The following is a 17881-nucleotide window of genomic DNA, read 5'->3' as shown; positions in this document are numbered from 1 at the left end:
GGTGGCCAAATGAAGCTTCAATTAGCACTGGACAGACTGGAAAGGCAGCAATGCTTCCGGCTCCTTGAAGAGACAAAAGATCATATCGACTGGATCGAAGTTGGGACAGGCGTCATTAAAGAATACGGGATGAGCATTGTCCGTGAGATTAAGCAGAGGTACCCCAACCACACGCTTGTAGCGGATATGAAAACTTGCGATGCGGGAAAGCATGAGGCGAGACAGGCTTTCGAGGCCGGAGCAGATGTGGTGACGGTCATGGCTTTCGCGGCTGACGAGACGATTAAGGATATGCTCTTTGAAGCGGACAGCTACGGGAAGCAAGTAATGGCCGATCTTCTGAATGTCTCTGAAAAAAGAAGACTCGATGAACTGAAGGAGGCAGGGGTGACTCTCGTCAGCCTTCATTATGGGAAAGACATGCAAAAGGAAAAAGACATGTCTGCAGATTTATTTGATCTAGTAAAAGGCGGCGGTTTCACCGTCTCAGTAGCAGGAGGGATTAAAGAGTCTACGCTCCCGGAAATCGTTGCAAACAAACCTGATATTGTCATTGTAGGAAGCGCGATCACGAGTGCGGAAGACCCTGCGAATGCCAGTTTCAAGCTGAAAGGGATGTTGACACCCGATGAAGAGGATCATTAAAACGGTATCAGAAGAAATCTCAACAGTTTTAGAGAGCGTGAAGGAAGAAGAAGCCGTGGCGTTAGGTGAAGCAATTCGCCGGGCTAAACGGATCTTTATTAGCGGGGAAGGGCGGTCAGGACTAATGGGGAAAGCCATTGCCATGCGCCTTATGCACGCAGACTTCCACGTTTATGTGACAGGGGAAACGATTACGCCGAGTATTGAAAAAGACGACTTGCTCATCACTATTTCCGGTTCAGGTTCTACAAGCACGAGTTACCAGCTGGCCAGTACGGCAAAACAAAACGGGGCTCATATTTTTCTTGTGACAACCAACAAACAGTCAAAAATAGGAGAGATTAGCGATGGGACACTGGTTATCCCGGCAGCCACTAAACATAGGAGGCCTGAAGAGCCTAAGACGATCCAACCGCTTGGGAATCAGTTTGACCAGTGTGTTCATCTCTTACTGGATTCCGTGATTATCTGGCTGACACAAACTGAGGATAAGGAAGAAGCGAATAAAAAAATGGCCGGAAGACATGCCAATTTAGAATAAAAGGGAGGTGGAAGCTTTGCAAGTTCTGGAGCAATTAAAAGAGACGCCATTGGTTGCTGTTATTCGTGAAACAAGCATTGAGAATATAGTACAAATTGGAAGCGCTTTATCTAAAGGAGGGATTCGCAATTTAGAAATTACCGCCGAAACACCAAAAGTAACTGCTCTTATTGAGAAAGTGACAGATGAGCTTGGAGATGAGGTGATTGTTGGAGCAGGTACTGTCCTGGATCAGGAAACGGCAAGGGCAACCATTATGGCAGGCGCTCAGTTCATTGTCTCTCCAACAGTGAATGTAGAGACCATTCGCATGACAAAACGTTACGGGGTGGTAAGTGTCCCAGGCGCCTTGACACCGACTGAAATTTTGACAGCTTATGAAAACGGTGCGGATATGGTCAAGATTTTTCCCGCCAACACGTTTGGACCGGACTATTTGAAGAGTTTGAAGGGGCCTTTTCCACACATTCCATTGATGGTCACAGGAGGAATTAATTTGGAAAATATTGCAGATTACTCCGCTAAAGGGGGTGCACTCTTAGGGATAGGCAGTAATTTGGTCAACCCGAAGAAGCTTGTTGAGAAAGAGGATTATGAAGCGTTGACGAAGGAAGCAGCTCGTTATGTCCAAAAGGTTAAAGGGATTCAAAAACTCTAAGTAATAACAAAGGGGTGCGTAAATTATGTTGAAGAAATCATTAGTTGTATTAATGCTTATGGCAGCCATGCTCGTGGCGGTTGCCTGTGGGAACAACAACAACGGTAACACAGACGCTGAAGGAAACAACCAGAATCAGGACGACGTAAACGCAGCAGCAGGCGAAGGGGAAGATTCTATTAAAATAGTAGCCGCCCATAACCAGACGGATCCGGAAAACCCGTATCAGGATGGCTTGCTGGAATTTAAAGAAGTGGCTGAAAGTGAATCAGGCGGTTCCATCGAGGTGGAAGTACACGCCGGCACACTTGGAACGAGTGAATCTGAATTAGTTGAAAGTCTACAGGTAGGCGGAGCGGATGTGGTATTAGTTTCACCAGGGTTTATGAGTAATACAGGCATCAGGGAAATTGATTTATTTGCGCTTCCGTATTTGTTCGACAGCTATGACCACTGGGAACAGACAGTAGATGGTGAAGTGGGCGATGAAATTGCGGATATTATTTTAGAAGAGTCAGATAACAAATTTAAGCTGGTTGGTTACTGGAGCGCCGGTGTTCGCCACTATTACGGTAAACAGCCGCTTCAGTCGATCGACGATCTGCAAGGGATGACGATTCGTACTCAGACGTCCGGTGTTGTCGCGGATTTCTGGAACCAGACCGGAGCCGTACCGACAGATGTGGACTGGGGAGAATTGTACCAGGCCCTTCAGCAAAATGTCGTAGACAGTGCTGAGAATGCTTATCCTTACTTTGTGCAGCAAAACCATCATGAAACAGATAACGGCCGTTATACAACGGAAACCGGGCACGACTATACCACCCGCTTTCTACTGATTAATAATGAAGAGTTTGAGTCTTATTCTGAAGAGCATCAGGACATCATTCTGGAAGCTGCAGCTGCTTCTGTGGAAGCAGAGCGCCAGGCTTTATACGAACAAGAAGAAGAATATAGACAGCAGCTGCTTGAGGACGGCGGTGAAATCAACGAAATTGATAAGGCGCCATTCATTGAGATTGCTGAACCGTTGCAGGATGAAGTAGCCGAAGAAATCGGTGTCACACATCTTTTAGAACAAATCAGAGACATGCGGTAGTTAACTCATAAGGTGAGAGGCAGGAGCAAGAGCAGCTTGTCTGCTCTTCCCCCTCCTTTACCTCTAATTAGAATTAGGCTTGATCAGTCGCCCAGATTATTTTTTTAGGTCAGAATATTTTCCCGTAAGCTGTTCTGAGCTAAAAACATATTCTCAGGCGCTGGATGAGATAGCCAGTAAGTACGGGATGGTCCGGCTGGTGTGCAGGCCAGGCTGCCCAGGCTTATTTATCCTTTCACACTACCTGAAGTCTAATTTAGAAAGAAACGAGGGGTTAAGATGAAAAAAGTTATTAACTTGCTTGAAAAGATTCAGCTTGCTGTCGGGGTAACTATGCTCTGTATCTTTTTTCTGGCAGTAATTATTCAAGTTGCTACCCGGCTGCTGGGTATCTCAGTGATTTGGACAGGGGACGTAGCAAGATATTCTTTTATATGGGCTATTTTCATGGGGGCAGCAGTTATGATTTACCGGAAAGAGCACTTTAAGTTCGACTTCCTGTATAACAAATTTACAGGCAAATTGAGATCTTCGCTCAGTCTTTTTAATGATACGGTGTTATTTCTATTCAGCTTTGCCCTATTTTACTTTGGAATAGACGCAGTCACTAATTTCTGGAACTATAACTGGGCTTCTTTAACATTTATGAAGATGGGATATGTGTGGATTTCTATCCCTGTTGCTGGATTTACAATGATGATTTATTTAGCCTGGCATATCTTTGAAGATTTAAAAAGCTTTAAAAGAGAGGAGGCAAACGGATGATCGGCTGGTTATTAATTGCGTCATTTGTCATTTTAATGTTTATAGGTGTTCCGATTGCTTTTGTTATTGGTATCGTGTCTTTCATTGGAATTTTAAATATCGAGTATATACCTGAAGTGCGGGTTCCGGTCAGTATGCTTAATGGGCTCGATTCCTTTGTGCTTCTAGCTGTCCCATTGTTTATCCTGACTGCAAATTTAATGAACTCGGGTAAAATCTCGCAAAAACTCATTGATTTTGCTTTATCAATTGTAGGGCACATTAGGGGCGGACTTGCCCATGCCAATATTCTCGTTTCTATGATGTTTGCAGGCGTATCAGGCGCCTCACAGGCAGACACGGCCGGTGTCGGAAAAGTTCTCATACCGAATATGAAAAAACAAGGCTATGATGCTGAAACATCTGTAGGAATTACGGCAGCTTCTTCAACCGTGGGGGTCATTATTCCTCCAAGTATTCCGATGATTATTTTTGCGGGCCTTACAAATGTCTCAGTTGGCGCATTATTTTTGGCAGGGATCATTCCGGGAGTATTAATTGGTGTAGGTATGATGGCGTTTGTGCTTATTCTGTCAATTAGAAGAGGCTATCCGAAAAACCAGCGCGCCTCTCTCAAAAAGTTTTTTAAATTATTTCTGGAATCTTTTCCAGCTCTTCTTACCCCGGTCATTTTAATCGGGGGGATTATTACAGGAATATTTACAGCAACAGAAGCAGCAGCGTTCGCCTCAATTTATACACTGTTAATCTGTTTGTTTGTCTATCGGACATTGAAAATTAAAGACTTGTACGGCGTAATGGTTGATACGTTAACACTAAGCTCGCTCTCACTGTTTGCGTTAGCGGCAGCCAGTGCTTTGGGAGAGCTCATGAGTTACTATCAGTTATCCATGCTAGCTTCTGAGTTTTTCACAAATAATATTACAAGCAAGTGGATTTTTATCATAATCATTGTCCTTTTCTTCTTGTTTATAGGGACATTTATGGATGCCATACCTGCAATGATTCTGTTTATTCCGGTGGTTCTGCCTATCGCACTGGAATTTGGTATCGATCCAATTCTATTAGGAATGATTACAATCATTTCCCTTGCGATCGGCTTAGTCACACCGCCATACGGGCTTTGCTTGTTATTGGCAGCAAAAATAGGGGACCTCTCCATTGAAAGGTCGTTCAAGGCGGTTATCCCGTATATTCTCATTGTCCTGTTTGTCCTTACGTTAATCGTCTTATTCCCAGGAACGATGCTGTTTGCAGAATAATCAATCGAAAGGATGTAGTACTATGGTAAAACGAAACGTATTAAGCGCTGAAGGCTCTCTCATGGTCGTAAAAGTAGAAATAGAAGCTGGATTTGAAGGCGACACCGACCAGCACCCCGAAGAACAGACATGCTATTTGGAAAAAGGAAAGCTTGAGTTTGACTTAGCCGGCGACAAAAAAATTCTAAACGAAGGGGACACCCAGTACGTTCCCTCCAATGAAAAACACAGGGTTAAGGTGCTTGAAGACTGTGTCATCATCGATGTCTTCAGCCCCGTTCGCCAGGATCTTCTTGACACATAACTATTTTCGGGATGGGTTTGGACAGATTGGAGCGGTTAGTGGCGGGGAGCTCGGCTCTTGGGGCGGTTAGAGGATCGCAGATCTTTTGTGGTGGAAGTTTCTTAGGTATTGGAGGCAGTTGGTGGGGGATTTGGTGCAGTGAGTGGGGAATTTAATGCATTTGCGGGTTTTTTTGATGCATTCTGGCTCCTCCACTTAAGTACCAACAATCATTGGGGCACTTTGGGCGGGGATTGTTGCAGATTGGCAATCGATTGTGACAGTTTTTTGTCGGGATTGTTGCACATTAGCGGGGGATTGTGGCACTTCTCCGGTTTATTGTGGCAGTTCCCTTTTATCAGGACAAATTCTGCAGGCGGCTTTCTTTCAGCAAGGTCTCCCAATTTGCACCCACCCCAGGATTCTCTGTTTGCGATATTATGCCCCGGAATTGCAGCTCCCCTCCTCATCAAAAAACAGCCCCTATTGCATCTTCACTCAACCTCTTGTCCAAACCGCCCCTACTTTGCGCTATCACGAATAGCCCATCCGCTCCCCCATCAACGCCTACCACAGACACTTTTTTCCATTAAAGTTTCCGCCTTCATATTAACAGAATATTGTGACATAATGTTACACAGAAGATGAGACGAAAAGGGTGGTACCAGTGCAAACTCTTAGGAAGGTGTGGCCTGTTCGCAAGTTCAGCAGTTTAAAAGAGCGGTTACGGATGAATCTGCTATCGAAAATGGTTCTGTTGATGTCGCTGCTGGTCACCCTCATGATTCTCGCGTTGGGGTTTTATTACAACCAGCAGTATTCTGATCAGGTATGGGATCAGACGGGGCAGCAGGCGCTGAGTGTAGCTCTGAGTGTGGCTTCAATTCCCGCTGTCCGTGATGCTTTCTTTCATGAAGATCCGTCAGCAACGATCCAGCCAATTGCAGAAGATATCCGAGAGGAGATTGGGGCCGAGTTTGTGGTGGTGGGAAATACGGAAGAGATTCGGTATTCACACCCCAGGGCGGACAGGATTGGAGACAGGATGGTAGGTGAAGACAATGACCGGGCGTTAATTCACGGCGAATCATATGTGTCGAAAGCGGTCGGTTCGCTTGGCCCGTCCATACGCGGGAAGACGCCGGTCTTTGATAGCCAGGGCAACATTATCGGCGTTGTGTCGGTCGGATTTTTGCAGGAAGATGTGGAGTTGACGGCGAGGGATTTTCTTTCAGATACATGGGTGATTATCGCCGGGGTTTTAGGATTCGGGTTTATCGGTTCATTTCTTATTTCTTATCACGTAAAGCGGTCGATTCACGGTTTGGAGCCTGAGGAAATCGGAAGGCTCTTTCATGAAAAAGATGCTATTTTACAGTCCATTCATGAAGGCATGATCGCCATCGATAATGATGGCCGGGTGACGATGATTAACCAGAAAGCTAAAGAGTATTTAAATGTCCAGGCCGTCCCCGTGAAAAAGCTGATCGGGGAGCCATTAGTTGACCTTTTGCCCAATACAGGGCTGATCCAGGTAGTTGAAACCGGCTATCCGGACTTTAATAAAGAATTGTGGATAGAGGATGAGCTCTATGTAGTCAATCGCGTCCCGATTTTTACCGGGGAGCGTGTCAGCGGAGCGGTGGCCACTTTCAGAAACCGTACCGAAATTCGGGAACTGTCCAAAGAACTGACGCATGTCAGGGAATATGCGGAAGGGCTAAGAGCACAGACACATGAATTTTCTAATAAACTGTATACGATTTCCGGGCTCTTACAGTTGAACCGTGTCCCTGAAGTCATTGAGTTTATTGACCACGAAACGAAGGTCCAGCAGGAATGGATCCGCTTTCTTGTCGACAATGTCTCTGATAAAATTGTGAGCGGTGTCCTTCTCGGGAAATTGAACCGGGCGAGGGAGATCGGAGTGAAGATGACGTTTGATGAGAACAGCCAGCTACGTGAGCCATTACTCAAAAGACAGCAGGAAAACATCGTGACGATCCTGGGCAATATTCTTGAAAATGCCGTCGAAGCCGCTAGCACCAACACTGTTGAGAAACCGCATGTTCATATTTCATTTACGGATATCGGTTATGATTTTATTTTTGAAGTGGAAGATAACGGGCCGGGTATTGATGAAGAAAAATATGAGGAAATCTTTAAGAGAGGTTTCTCTACGAAAGAGTCATCCAGACACCGCGGGGTAGGACTCGCACTCGTGTCTGCCGCGGTAGAAGACCTGAACGGTACCATTTTTATAGAAAAGAGTGATTTGTCAGGCACATGCTTTGTCATATCGCTGCCTAAGAGTCAAACTGAAATGAGCAGGGGGGTGTTATAATGGTTTCTTCAACTTTTTCAAACAAAACATTACAAGTGCTGATCGTGGAAGACGATTTCAGAGTTGCGGCTATTAACGAGGCATTTGTTGAAGTCATGCCGGATTTTAACGTGTTAAAAGTGGTTAAAACGGGAGAAGAGACAATTTCTTTCCTTGAAAAAACGGGAGCGCTGCCTGATATTATTTTACTTGATATTTATATTCCTGATGTGACAGGCCTTGAACTGCTGTGGCATATCCGTAACCACTATCCTGAAATCCACGTCATTATGGTGACGGCTGCCAATGAAACAGCTACGATCCAGGAAGCCCTCCAGGCAGGTATCTTTGATTATATAATTAAGCCTGTCCAGAAAGAGCGAGTTCACGAGACGTTTTGCCGGTTAAAAAGTGAGCAGGAATCGCTGGCACAGCAGCAGGCACTCTCACAGGACGAACTTGACAGTCTCAGGTTCGGGAGAGCAGACCATCAAGCTGCGGCTTTAAAGGACATGAACGAGCTGCCGAAAGGGATTGATTCGTTAACGTTAAAAAATATTACCGAGGCGCTCCATAAATCGGGCGGCGAAGGGATGACTGCTTCAACCGCCGCAGAATCAATTGGTGCGAGCCGGTCGACGGCCAGACGGTATTTAGAGTATCTCATCTCGACAGGTGACGTTCGTGTCCAGATGATTTATGGAGATGTGGGCAGACCGGAGCGGAGATATTTTAAGGGGCAGCAGTGACAAGAGATGTGAGTTTGTGAACATTGTGTGAACAAAATGAACAAAATACAACTTATGACCAGAATATTTACTCTCTTCTGTATTTTCAGATAATATGAACTCAGTTCTTAATTATCTGATTACTACAGGAGGTTTTTTTATTGAGACAGTTTTGTAAGCGCTTTATTTATGGTGCAGGAGTGACGGGAATGTCAGTTGCTTTATTGGCTGCTTGCGGTGATGCCCCTGAACACCCGGATGAAGAAAATAACAATGAGGCAGAAGCCGGCGATAACAATGGTAATGAAACTGACAATGCAAATAACAACGCTGACAGCAACGATGGCGGAAATGACACAGCGTCTGACTGGGAGCCGGAAAATGATGTGGAATACATCGCGCCTGCTGATGCCGGCGGCGGATGGGATACTCTTATCCGGACAACAGCTCAAGTCATTCAGGAAGAAGACTTGGCACCTGTCAATTTTGCACCTCAGAACATCCCTGGGAGCGGCGGTGCCATCGGCTGGGCAGAAGTAGCGGGTCATGAAGGCGAAGCACAGCCGTTGTTCGCAGCGAGCCCGCCAATTATTCTCGTGCCACTGACGGAAACATCGCAGTACGATCATACCGACTTTACACCGGTTGCTAACTTAATTACGGACTACTCCATCGTCCTGGTTCAGCCGGACTCTGAATTTGAATCAATCGTGGAGGTGTTTGAAGCGATTGAAGAAGATCCGCAATCCGTCTCTGTCGGCGGGGGATCAGCTGCGGGAAGTATGGACCACATTTCCTTTGCTGGTGCCGCGGCCGAGTTCGGAATTAACGCAGCTGATGTCAACTACGTGCCGTTCGCAGGTGGCGGGGAAGCTATGACCAACCTGCTTGGCGGCCACGTGGATGTCGTGATTACCGGTGTCGGGGAATCCACAGGACAGGTAGAGTCAGGAGAGCTTCGTCCAATCGCCTATTCCTCTGAGGAACCGGTAGAAGCCCTTCAGGAAGCTGGAGGAGAAACGTTCATTGAACAAGGGATTGATTACACATTCGACATTTGGAGAGGGATTATGGGACCGCCTGATATGCCGCAGGAAGCTGTAGATTATTATGAAAACATGTATGCTGAGATGCTCGAAACGGACACGTGGGACGAGCATCGGGAAAATCTCGGCTGGATTAACAACTATCAGGACAGCGAAGAATTTGGCGACTTCCTCGACGAACAGTTTGACTTGTTTGAAGATGTCCTGACTGAGATTGGATTAGTGGAATAAAGGCCGTGATAAGGAGGTGGCTTAATGCTCCCTCCTTATTCTCTTAATAATCTCTTTAAGGAAGCTGGAAAGGAGCCGGACACGATGAATGTGATCAAACAGCTTAGAGCCAATCAGATTATCGCTATTATTTTATTTTTGTTTTCAATTTTTTATCTGTATGTTGCTTTTCAAATTCCTGATTATGCGCTGCCACGGCCGGTAGATTCCGATTTATTTCCAAAGGTGCTTGGGATCACGATGGGGCTGCTCTCAATTGCTCTCTTTTTTGAAAAAGATAAGCTGGATGAAAAAGAAGCCGCAGGAGATCCGCCTGCAGACACATCTCCTTCGGATGAAGGAGGGGGCCAGAAAAAGGAGGCGGATGTCTCTGTCTGGCAAAAGCCTGAAACACAAATCGTGGTTACGGTAGCAGCAGTCGGTGCTTACATCTTTTTGCTGGAGCGGGCCGGATTTCCGCTGACCACTTTGTTCTTTGTATTTGGAATGACATGGTTTTACGGTTTTACTCGGCACGTTGTCAATGCTATTGTTGCCGGTTTCATCGCGTTTGGATTTTATTTTTTGCTTACAAGAGGGCTCGGTGTTTATTTACCGCCCGGACTGCTGCCGTTCTAGGAAAGAGGTGACTCACTCATGAATGCATTCGAAAACTTATTATATGGCTTTGAAGTAGCCCTTCAGCCGGAAGCGTTAATGTTCGTGTTAATCGGGGTGGTGGCTGGAACCGTCATCGGCATGCTTCCCGGGCTCGGTCCAATAAGCGCTCTCGCCTTAATGATTCCGATCACGTATGGAATGGATCCTGCCATTGGCATAATTTTAATGGCAGGGGTGTACTACGGAGCGATTTTTGGCGGCTCGACATCATCCATTTTGTTAAACGCGCCAGGGGTTGCGGGAACGGTCGCCACTTCATTCGATGGTTATCCGCTATCAAAACAAGGGAAGGCTGGGAAAGCGCTGGCCATCGCAGCATACGCCTCATTTATCGGCGGTACGGTCAGTGTCATTGGTCTTATGTTCATCGCGCCTCTTTTAGGGCGGGTCGCTGTCAGTTTCGGGCCGGCGGAATACTTCGCTTTAATGGTATTCGGTCTCACTGCCGTGGTCAGTTTGTCAGAAAAGTCTCTTATAAAAGGGCTGATTGCAGCAGTTTTCGGCGTGATGGTTTCGCTTATAGGGATGGATCTTCAGACGGGAACGGCCAGATACACTTTCGGCACTATTAATTTACTTGACGGGGTCGACTTTTTAATTGTTGCGTTAGGGGTGTTTGCTTTAGGGGAAGTCTTTGTTTTATTGAAAAAAAAGACGGGATCACTGAAGCAGAACGCGTTAGGTTCTCTTAAGCTGTCGAAAAAGGAGATCAAGGAAATTGCTCCGCCAGTCGGAAGAAGCTCGGTCCTCGGATTCTTTACGGGCGTTCTGCCTGGAGCCGGCGCCACGATTGGCTCGTTCCTTGGCTACACAATGGAAAAGAATATCGCGAAAGACGGAGACACCTTCGGGAAAGGGAACATCAAAGGGGTAGCTGCTCCCGAAGCGGCTAACAATGCAGCGAGCGGCGGGTCATTCGTACCGTTGTTAACCCTTGGTGTACCGGGGTCAGGGACGACCGCTGTTTTACTTGGGGCATTACTCGTCATGGGCATCACGCCGGGGCCGTTAATGCTTGAAGACCGGCCGGATGTGTTCTGGGGAGTCATTGCCAGTATGTATATCGGGAACATCTTTTTGCTTATCTTAAATTTGCCGTTAATCCCGCTTATTTCAAAAATACTCAACGTGCCGAGAGCGATGCTCCTCTCCCTGATCATCGTGTTTTGTATGATCGGTGTGTACGGCTTAAGCTTCAACACGTTTGATCTGATGTTAGTTCTCATTTTCGGCTTAATCGGATTTGGAATGCGCATGTATGAGTTTCCTGCAGCGCCGCTTATTCTGGCCATGATTCTTGGCGCCATTATGGAAGAAAATATGCGCCGGGCCCTGCAGATTTCATCAGGAGACTGGACGATCTTTTTATCAAAACCTATTTCATTAACGCTGTTAATTCTGGCAGTGGTGGCCCTTGTCATTCCGCTGACTATAAGGTTTATAAAGTTTATCAAACGCAGGCGGGGGCTTAAGCGGCGGTGATGGGTTGACGTGAATTTATAATATGCAGAGAATCTCAGAAAGCTGAAACGGAGTCGATTGTATGGTGCGGGCGGTCGCTATTCTTATCCTATCTTTATTCGCAGGATGGCTGTTTAATTATATAAATGTACCGGCGGGGTGGCTGCTCGGGGCGTTGCTGACAGGGCTGCTGTTTGGGCTTGCCCGTTCTGGCGTTTCATATGACGGCTGGCCGTTTAAATTAGCGCTTTCTTTGGTGGGGGCGAATATCGGCCTTCTTATGACGACTGATCTTTTTGCCATTATCGGCATTTATTTAGGCCCGCTCATTGTCACTTTGATCCTGACGCTCCTTGCCGGATTCGTGCTCGGCTGGTTATTGTACAGGTGGTCCGGAATTTTGAACAAACGGACCGCTTTTTTCTGCTGTATTCCCGGCGGCGCGTCAGAGATTATCAGTGTCAGCAGCGAGTATGATGCGGACGAAAGGATTGTCGCCGCCTTCCATACAGCCCGTATTACGCTTTTTGTACTGCACATCCCGTTTTTGGCAGGCGTCTGGAATAACAGGGGAGGCGAAGCGGTGGCAGGAGTCGATCCGGTGGCACTCACGTTTGACCATGTGGCGACATTTACCTTTGTGATCACTTTAGCTGCGTTATTAAATTCACTTTTTAAACTGCCAGCGGGGGCTTTATTATATGCGATTGTTTTAGGTTTTTTGTTTGGAGAGTATGTGTTTCAGATTGAAGGCGTTCCAAGCTACATCGGCGGAATCGGGCAGGCATTGATCGGCGTGATGGTTGGCGTCCGATTCGACAGAACGACTCTTATACGATTGAAAAAAATCGGAAAAGTCAGTGCAGGTATCTTAGGCCTGTTTGTCGCATTCAGTTTCCTTTCTGCCTATGTCTTTTGGTTATTAAGCGACATGTCTTACATCGTCAGTTTATTAAGCGTCGTCCCGGCAGGAGCAGCGGAAATGTCCGCCACCGCCTTCGCACTGAACCAGGAGCCGACCCTCGTTGCAAGCCTCCAGATCATCCGGGTCATCAGCATCTTTGCGACATTGCCCTTACTGCTGTGGGTGATTAGGAGGGTGTAGGTGTATAGGGTGGGTCGGCGCCATGAAAAGAAGGAAATTAGTTTTTTGATGAGGTATTGGGAAGATTTTGGGGAGGGCGGTGGAATATTTAATGCACTACCCCGATGCCGGCCCCTCCACTTAAGTACCCAACAATCGATTGGGGCACTTTGGGCGGGGATTGTTGCGGATTGGCCATTGATTGTAACAGTTTTTGTCGGGATTGTTGCACATTTCGGAGGGATTGTGGCAAAGAGCCGGAAAATTGTTGCACCAATTACCAAATTTCATCAAACGCTCCCTCATTGAAGCAATCAGCTAAGTGGTGATCGAAAAACATAATTAAAGAAACCCAACATGACAAAAAGAGAGGCACTCTAATTATGCCTCTCTTTCGTCAAACCATTTTTTATTTTTCGGCAGATTCTCCATTTCCTTCGTCCTTACTATCTTCAGTCGTTTCATTGTCGCCAGAAAGGGAAGAGTCGTTATCTTCGTTATCTTCATTATGATCATGGGTCATATCTTCGCTCTTATCTTTACCGCTTTCTCCACTTTCAGCTATATCTCCCTCATTGTTGCTGTCTGTGTCTTTATCCTTTTTGTTCTCATTCTCTCTATTATCATTACCTTTGTTGTTTTGAGTATCTTTCGCTTTACCCTCATTTTGGTCCTGGTTGTTGTTCTCGTTGTTTCCCTTATCGTCCTTATCATTACCATTATCCTTGTCCCGGTTGTTTTTCTCATTGTCTCTATTGTTGCCTTTGTCGTTGTCTTTATCATTATCTTTATCTTTATCTTTATCTTTATCTTTGTCCTTATCCTTATCCTTATCCTTATCCGTATCAAATTCATCATCTGCCTGAATCTCAAAGCTGGTAGACGCTGAATGGTGGAATAAGGCGTAACTGTCCTCGGTAAATTTTGAAGCAGCAACAATGAGGATGGCTAATGTCAGAGTGAAGAGTGCAAGATGTTTCATTTATATCGCCCCTTTATATTGAAGCAAGGGCAAGAGGATCCCCTCTTACCCTAAAAATTTATTCTTTGTCTAAGAAACCTTGAGGAATGTTGATTTCAAGAGTTCCAAGGCCTTGGTTGCCGTTATTGTGGGCAGCGTGGACTTGAATTTGAGTTCCGTTATTGCGCACTTGGTACACATTATCTCCCACTTCAAATGTTTTGCCATCAATTTCAAACTTGATCGTGTTTCCTTCAAACTTAATTTCAACACCGTTAAATGAACCTGCCTGTCCTGTATAAACATTTGTAACAAGCTCTTTTTCAACAATTTGGGTAGCGTCTACTTCAATTTCAAATTCAGCGGATTTTCCTGCAAATGCATTATGGTCATAACCTTCTTTTCCAGCTTCCCAATCCCACACCAAAGCATAAGTAACGGCCTTGTCAGTAGTACTCGCGGATAAACCGTCAGAATAGTCGTCGTCCACCAAATCATAACCAGTACCAGTCGTTTCAACCAGTTCAAAAGTGACCGGTGTGCCTTCACCTGCTAATTCACCTGAAACGGTGGCGTCCACAGTGATCTCTACAGGTACTTCCGCCCCTCTTGCATCAATACCGAATTGATATAAACCAGCTTGTCCAGGAGCAAACTTATCAATTGAAACCGTTTCTGATAAGCTGCCCCAGTTTTCAACTACCACGAATTCAGCGGCGTTAATTTCATTTGGACCGTCACTGCTGAATGTTTCCTGGAACTGTGCCGTGGTGCCAAATCCCACTGCTGCTAGTAAAGCTCCCCCTACTACTGTACCTAAAATCACTTTTCTTTTGTTCATGTCACATTCCTCCACTTTCTAAATTTGATTAGTATATTGGAAGTCGGTTGCACTACTCGCTCCATACATTCCAAGTGCCCAGATAAAGAATGTACTTCTCAGCTCCTATCGCAAACTTGTTCGTTACTGCTTAAGTTGTTTTTTAAAGGCTGGTATCTGTAGGGGAAGGTTCTTCTCCTCTTTTGCCAGCTGCTTTGTTCTTTTTCCTGTTCTTTGTCACTATTTCTGAAAAAAATAAGTAGATTAATGGAAGCACAATTAAAGTGATAATCCCTGCAGTTGAGCCAGCATAATTCAACACGTACCCAAACTTAGGGATGTGGGTAATCTGCGAGCCGTAAATCTGATCCATTGTAATGACATAATTATCTGGTGAATTATTTGCATCTCCCTGAGTCTGAAAAACAGTTTGGCCGTCATGGGTAAGGACATCAATCACACGGTGAGTGGCAACCACTCCCTGATCGTTTTTATATGTAATAACATCGCCCTGGCCAATGCTTTCTTCCTGGTCAGGGGTTTTGGAAATGACTAAATCGCCAGGTTCCAAAGTCGGCCTCATACTTCCAGTTAGTACAATAAAGGTCTTATATCCCAGTATAGAAGGAGGTTCATCAGACGCCGTGTTTGTCTGATAAATAACAAATCCTGCCGCTAAAAAGATGACTAAAAGCACAGCAGTTAATAAAGAATTAACTGTCTTTTTCACCAAATCTCCTCCTCTTTTTGTTCGTTATAACTAACAATTTAAATAGTATATCACTAATATATATATGTAAAACCTGTAAATCAGTCAAATTTTAACAATATAGTAATTTAAGTTACTGTATCTCTATTTATCTTCAAAAAGGTAAATATTACTTAAAAATTGTAAAATAATTCAATTCTTTATATAGAATATGGGCGGGATGAAACAGGTGTGAGAGGTATGGATCTAGCAGCAAGATGTAAGAAGTCTTTAATCTAAGAAAGAGCGGAGAAGACATTAGGGAGCACGGGAAATTTGATGCACTCCCCGAGATATTTGAGATGCTCCTACCATTATTTGATGGAGTTCTCCTATTCCGGCCCCTCCACTTAAGAACCCAACAATCGATTGTTGCAGTTTGAGTTGTGATTGTTGCGGATTGGCCATTGATTGTGACAGTTTTTGTCGGGATTGTTGCACATTTCGGAGGGATTGTGGCGAACCCCTCCATGATTGTTGCACTCACCCCCAAATGCCCTCCGTTTTTACAAGCTTGCTGCGGAACCGCCGTCTGATTGAGACACCCACTCAAAGTCACCAATTTCTTCTTATCCTCTGCCTCCCTCCATATTAAAAACTCCCTGATAAACCAACGATGTAAGGGTTTACAATAATTTCTTCCTAAGTTAAATTAAGGACAGGAGTGCTCACCCTCATACAGGGTCAAAGCCAATTTTTTTCAAAAAGAAAAGAATGGAGGTCTGTAAATGGAATTTTTGAAGATAAAAGAGGAAGTTCAAAGGGCGTTAAACGCTGGGAAACCGGTGGTCGCTCTGGAGTCTACGATTATTTCCCATGGCTTTCCTTATCCGCAAAATGTTGAACTGGCCGTGAAGGTGGAGGAAACGATCAGAGAGCAGGGGGCGGTGCCGGCGACCATTGCGATCATGGACGGGAACATAAAAATTGGGCTGACGACGGACGAAATTGAACGCCTGGGGAAATCCCGAGACGCCTTTAAAACGAGTATCCACGATATCCCGAGAGTATTGGCGGGCAGGAAAGACGGCGCCACGACTGTGGCGGCGACGATGTTTGCGGCTGAACAGGCCGGTATCCGGTTTTTTGCCACCGGCGGACTGGGCGGTGTGCATTACGGAGTGGATGAGACGTTTGATATTTCCGCTGATCTGCTCGCGCTAGCCAAAACGAAGGTGTGCATCGTCAGTGCCGGAGTGAAATCGATTCTTGATATTCCTAAAACTGTCGAATATTTAGAGACGGCAGGAGTGCCGATTTACGGTTACGAGACTGATAGATACCCTGGTTTTTACATACGTGATACCGGCATAACGATAGAGAAGCTGGATAAATACTCCATAGCCGAGCTTTTGAAAGTGCAGGACAAGCTGAATTTGAACCATGCCGTTTCTGTCGTTGTCCCTATCCCTGAAGAAGACGAACTGGATGCTGAATTAATCGACAAAGTCATTAAAGAAGCGCTCCAGGAAGCAAAAGATAAACACATCTCAGGGAAAGAAGTGACCCCTTTTCTTTTATCAAAAATTAAGGATATAACAGAAGGATCCAGTGTGAAAGCAAATTTCTCGTTGATGATCAATAATGCGAAGACGGCCGCGCAACTTGCAAAGGAGTATTATCAATGATCACGGTGATCGGCGATTTAACGGTGGATATTTTAGTTCAGAAAGCTGAGACCAATATCGGCACCGACACGGGCGGAAAAATCAACTGCCGTCCGGGTGGGCAGGCCAATAATGTCGCGTCGTTTATCAGCAGGGAAGGAGTCAGCTGCCGGCTGATCGGAAAGGTCGGCAATGATCTGTTTGGAAATTATTTAATAGAAGAAAGCAAGCGTCAGGGAGTCACCCCTGTGGTCACAAAAGAAGACAAAGATAAAACAGGTTCTATTGTTCTGATGATTGATAACGACACTGGCGAGAGGTCAATGATTACTGACAGAGGAGCAAACTTATTTTTGTCGGAAAAAGACATTCAAGGACTGGATTCAAGTGAGCTTATTTACTTATCCGGCTACAGTTTCTTTTCGGAGTCCACTCAAAAGGCGGTGAGAAAAGCCAAAGAAATGGCGTTCGCAGCTGATATTCCCGTAGCTTTGGATCCTAGCTCAACCTATTTTCTAAAAGATCATAAGGATGCTCTTTTAAAATTTCTCGAAGGAGTCACGTTTTTCTTTCCAAATTATGAGGAAGGTGTGCTTCTTACGGGCGAAGAAAATCCGCGGAATATTCTTTTGAAGCTCAAGCAATTGGTGGCTATTCCAATTTTAAAGCTTGGGGAAAAAGGCTGCTTATTTTTTTATGACGGTGACTTTGTCGAATTATCGCCGCCTGAAGTAGAAGTGGTGGATACAACAGCTGCAGGGGATTCATTCGCGGGAAGTTTTCTCGCTAACTATTTGAAAACGGATAATATCCTTCAGTCAGCTGAACGGGCAGTAGAGGTGTCTTCTCACACGTGTACGTATGTGGGGGCGTTGCCTGGGTAAGTGACCTATTTTAGGGAGGCATTAAATTGCTTTAGCATGGCTGGGATCCGGGTAAGGAACAAATCACCAACAAGA

At 45.4% G+C, this 17881-nt stretch carries 18 protein-coding genes and 1 riboswitch; of the genes, 15 read left to right on the top strand and 3 right to left on the bottom strand.

Going from position 1 to position 17881, the window contains the following annotated elements:
• The first annotated feature begins 9 nt into the window (after positions 1 to 9).
• The 13 genes from hxlA (at position 10) to BMW59_RS10555 (ending at position 12807) form a co-directional block, all read left to right on the top strand.
• Positions 10 to 645, top strand: coding sequence for a 3-hexulose-6-phosphate synthase (gene hxlA / locus BMW59_RS10620; protein ID WP_093051474.1), 636 nt, complete (start codon positions 10 to 12; stop codon positions 643 to 645).
• Complete coding sequence (gene hxlB, locus BMW59_RS10615) at positions 629 to 1186, top strand: 6-phospho-3-hexuloisomerase (protein WP_093051471.1); 558 nt, start codon at positions 629 to 631, stop codon at positions 1184 to 1186. The genes hxlA and hxlB overlap by 17 nt, the downstream gene beginning before the upstream one ends.
• 16 nt (positions 1187 to 1202) lie before the next feature.
• Entirely contained in the window at positions 1203 to 1844 is a 642-nt protein-coding gene (locus BMW59_RS10610; protein WP_093051468.1) for a bifunctional 4-hydroxy-2-oxoglutarate aldolase/2-dehydro-3-deoxy-phosphogluconate aldolase, read from the top strand.
• 25 nt (positions 1845 to 1869) lie between these two features.
• Positions 1870 to 2943, top strand: a complete 1074-nt coding sequence (locus BMW59_RS10605) for a TRAP transporter substrate-binding protein (RefSeq protein ID WP_245733062.1) — start codon at positions 1870 to 1872, stop codon at positions 2941 to 2943.
• 279 nt (positions 2944 to 3222) lie between these two features.
• On the top strand, positions 3223 to 3708 hold the full coding sequence (locus tag BMW59_RS10600) for a TRAP transporter small permease (protein WP_093051465.1): 486 nt from the start codon (positions 3223 to 3225) through the stop codon (positions 3706 to 3708).
• Positions 3705 to 4970, top strand: coding sequence for a TRAP transporter large permease (locus tag BMW59_RS10595; protein WP_177174289.1), 1266 nt, complete (start codon positions 3705 to 3707; stop codon positions 4968 to 4970). The genes BMW59_RS10600 and BMW59_RS10595 overlap by 4 nt, the downstream gene beginning before the upstream one ends.
• Positions 4971 to 4992: 22 nt before the next feature.
• Positions 4993 to 5274, top strand: a complete 282-nt coding sequence (locus BMW59_RS10590; protein WP_093051462.1) for a cupin domain-containing protein — start codon at positions 4993 to 4995, stop codon at positions 5272 to 5274.
• Between the two features lie 709 nt (positions 5275 to 5983).
• Positions 5984 to 7597, top strand: a complete 1614-nt coding sequence (locus BMW59_RS10580; RefSeq protein WP_093051458.1) for an ATP-binding protein — start codon at positions 5984 to 5986, stop codon at positions 7595 to 7597.
• The gene (locus BMW59_RS10575) at positions 7597 to 8325 is read left to right on the top strand and encodes a response regulator (RefSeq protein ID WP_093051455.1); all 729 of its coding nucleotides are present in this window, start codon (positions 7597 to 7599) and stop codon (positions 8323 to 8325) included. The genes BMW59_RS10580 and BMW59_RS10575 overlap by 1 nt, the downstream gene beginning before the upstream one ends.
• A 140-nt stretch (positions 8326 to 8465) precedes the next feature.
• Entirely contained in the window at positions 8466 to 9581 is a 1116-nt protein-coding gene (locus BMW59_RS10570; protein WP_093051452.1) for a Bug family tripartite tricarboxylate transporter substrate binding protein, read from the top strand.
• Between the two features lie 24 nt (positions 9582 to 9605).
• Positions 9606 to 10199 (top strand): tripartite tricarboxylate transporter TctB family protein, encoded by a 594-nt coding sequence (locus BMW59_RS10565; protein ID WP_093051449.1) that lies wholly within the window; start codon positions 9606 to 9608, stop codon positions 10197 to 10199.
• 18 nt (positions 10200 to 10217) lie between these two features.
• Positions 10218 to 11723 (top strand): tripartite tricarboxylate transporter permease, encoded by a 1506-nt coding sequence (locus tag BMW59_RS10560; RefSeq protein ID WP_093051446.1) that lies wholly within the window; start codon positions 10218 to 10220, stop codon positions 11721 to 11723.
• A 61-nt stretch (positions 11724 to 11784) separates the two neighbouring features.
• Positions 11785 to 12807, top strand: a complete 1023-nt coding sequence (locus tag BMW59_RS10555; RefSeq protein WP_093051443.1) for an AbrB family transcriptional regulator — start codon at positions 11785 to 11787, stop codon at positions 12805 to 12807.
• 388 nt (positions 12808 to 13195) lie between these two features.
• Here BMW59_RS10555 and BMW59_RS21700 read toward each other — a convergent pair whose 3' ends face one another.
• The 3 genes from BMW59_RS21700 to BMW59_RS10535 all read right to left on the bottom strand — a co-directional run bounded on the left by BMW59_RS21700 (position 13196) and on the right by BMW59_RS10535 (position 15297).
• Entirely contained in the window at positions 13196 to 13768 is a 573-nt protein-coding gene (locus tag BMW59_RS21700) for a hypothetical protein (protein WP_093051437.1), read from the bottom strand.
• Positions 13769 to 13826: 58 nt separating this feature from the next.
• A complete protein-coding gene (locus tag BMW59_RS10540) occupies positions 13827 to 14588 on the bottom strand; it encodes a hypothetical protein (protein ID WP_093051435.1) in 762 nt (253 codons plus the stop codon).
• A 33-nt stretch (positions 14589 to 14621) separates the two neighbouring features.
• A riboswitch (cyclic di-GMP riboswitch) is annotated at positions 14622 to 14704 on the bottom strand.
• A 26-nt stretch (positions 14705 to 14730) separates the two neighbouring features.
• Complete coding sequence (locus tag BMW59_RS10535; RefSeq protein ID WP_177174288.1) at positions 14731 to 15297, bottom strand: signal peptidase I; 567 nt, start codon at positions 15295 to 15297, stop codon at positions 14731 to 14733.
• Positions 15298 to 16043: 746 nt separating this feature from the next.
• Here BMW59_RS10535 and BMW59_RS10530 point away from each other — a divergent pair.
• Together BMW59_RS10530 and BMW59_RS10525 are read left to right on the top strand one after the other, a co-directional pair.
• The gene (locus BMW59_RS10530; RefSeq protein WP_093051429.1) at positions 16044 to 16943 is read left to right on the top strand and encodes a pseudouridine-5'-phosphate glycosidase; all 900 of its coding nucleotides are present in this window, start codon (positions 16044 to 16046) and stop codon (positions 16941 to 16943) included.
• Positions 16940 to 17806, top strand: coding sequence for a carbohydrate kinase family protein (locus BMW59_RS10525; protein WP_093051427.1), 867 nt, complete (start codon positions 16940 to 16942; stop codon positions 17804 to 17806). Before BMW59_RS10530 ends, BMW59_RS10525 begins: the two co-directional genes overlap by 4 nt.
• Positions 17807 to 17881: the final 75 nt, after the last annotated feature.

The organism is Salipaludibacillus aurantiacus, assembly GCF_900111295.1.
In the GTDB taxonomy this organism is placed as follows: domain Bacteria; phylum Bacillota; class Bacilli; order Bacillales; family Salisediminibacteriaceae; genus Salipaludibacillus; species Salipaludibacillus aurantiacus.
The sequence above is the reverse complement of the archived record's forward strand: the minus strand, read 5'-3'. Positions and strand labels throughout refer to the sequence as shown.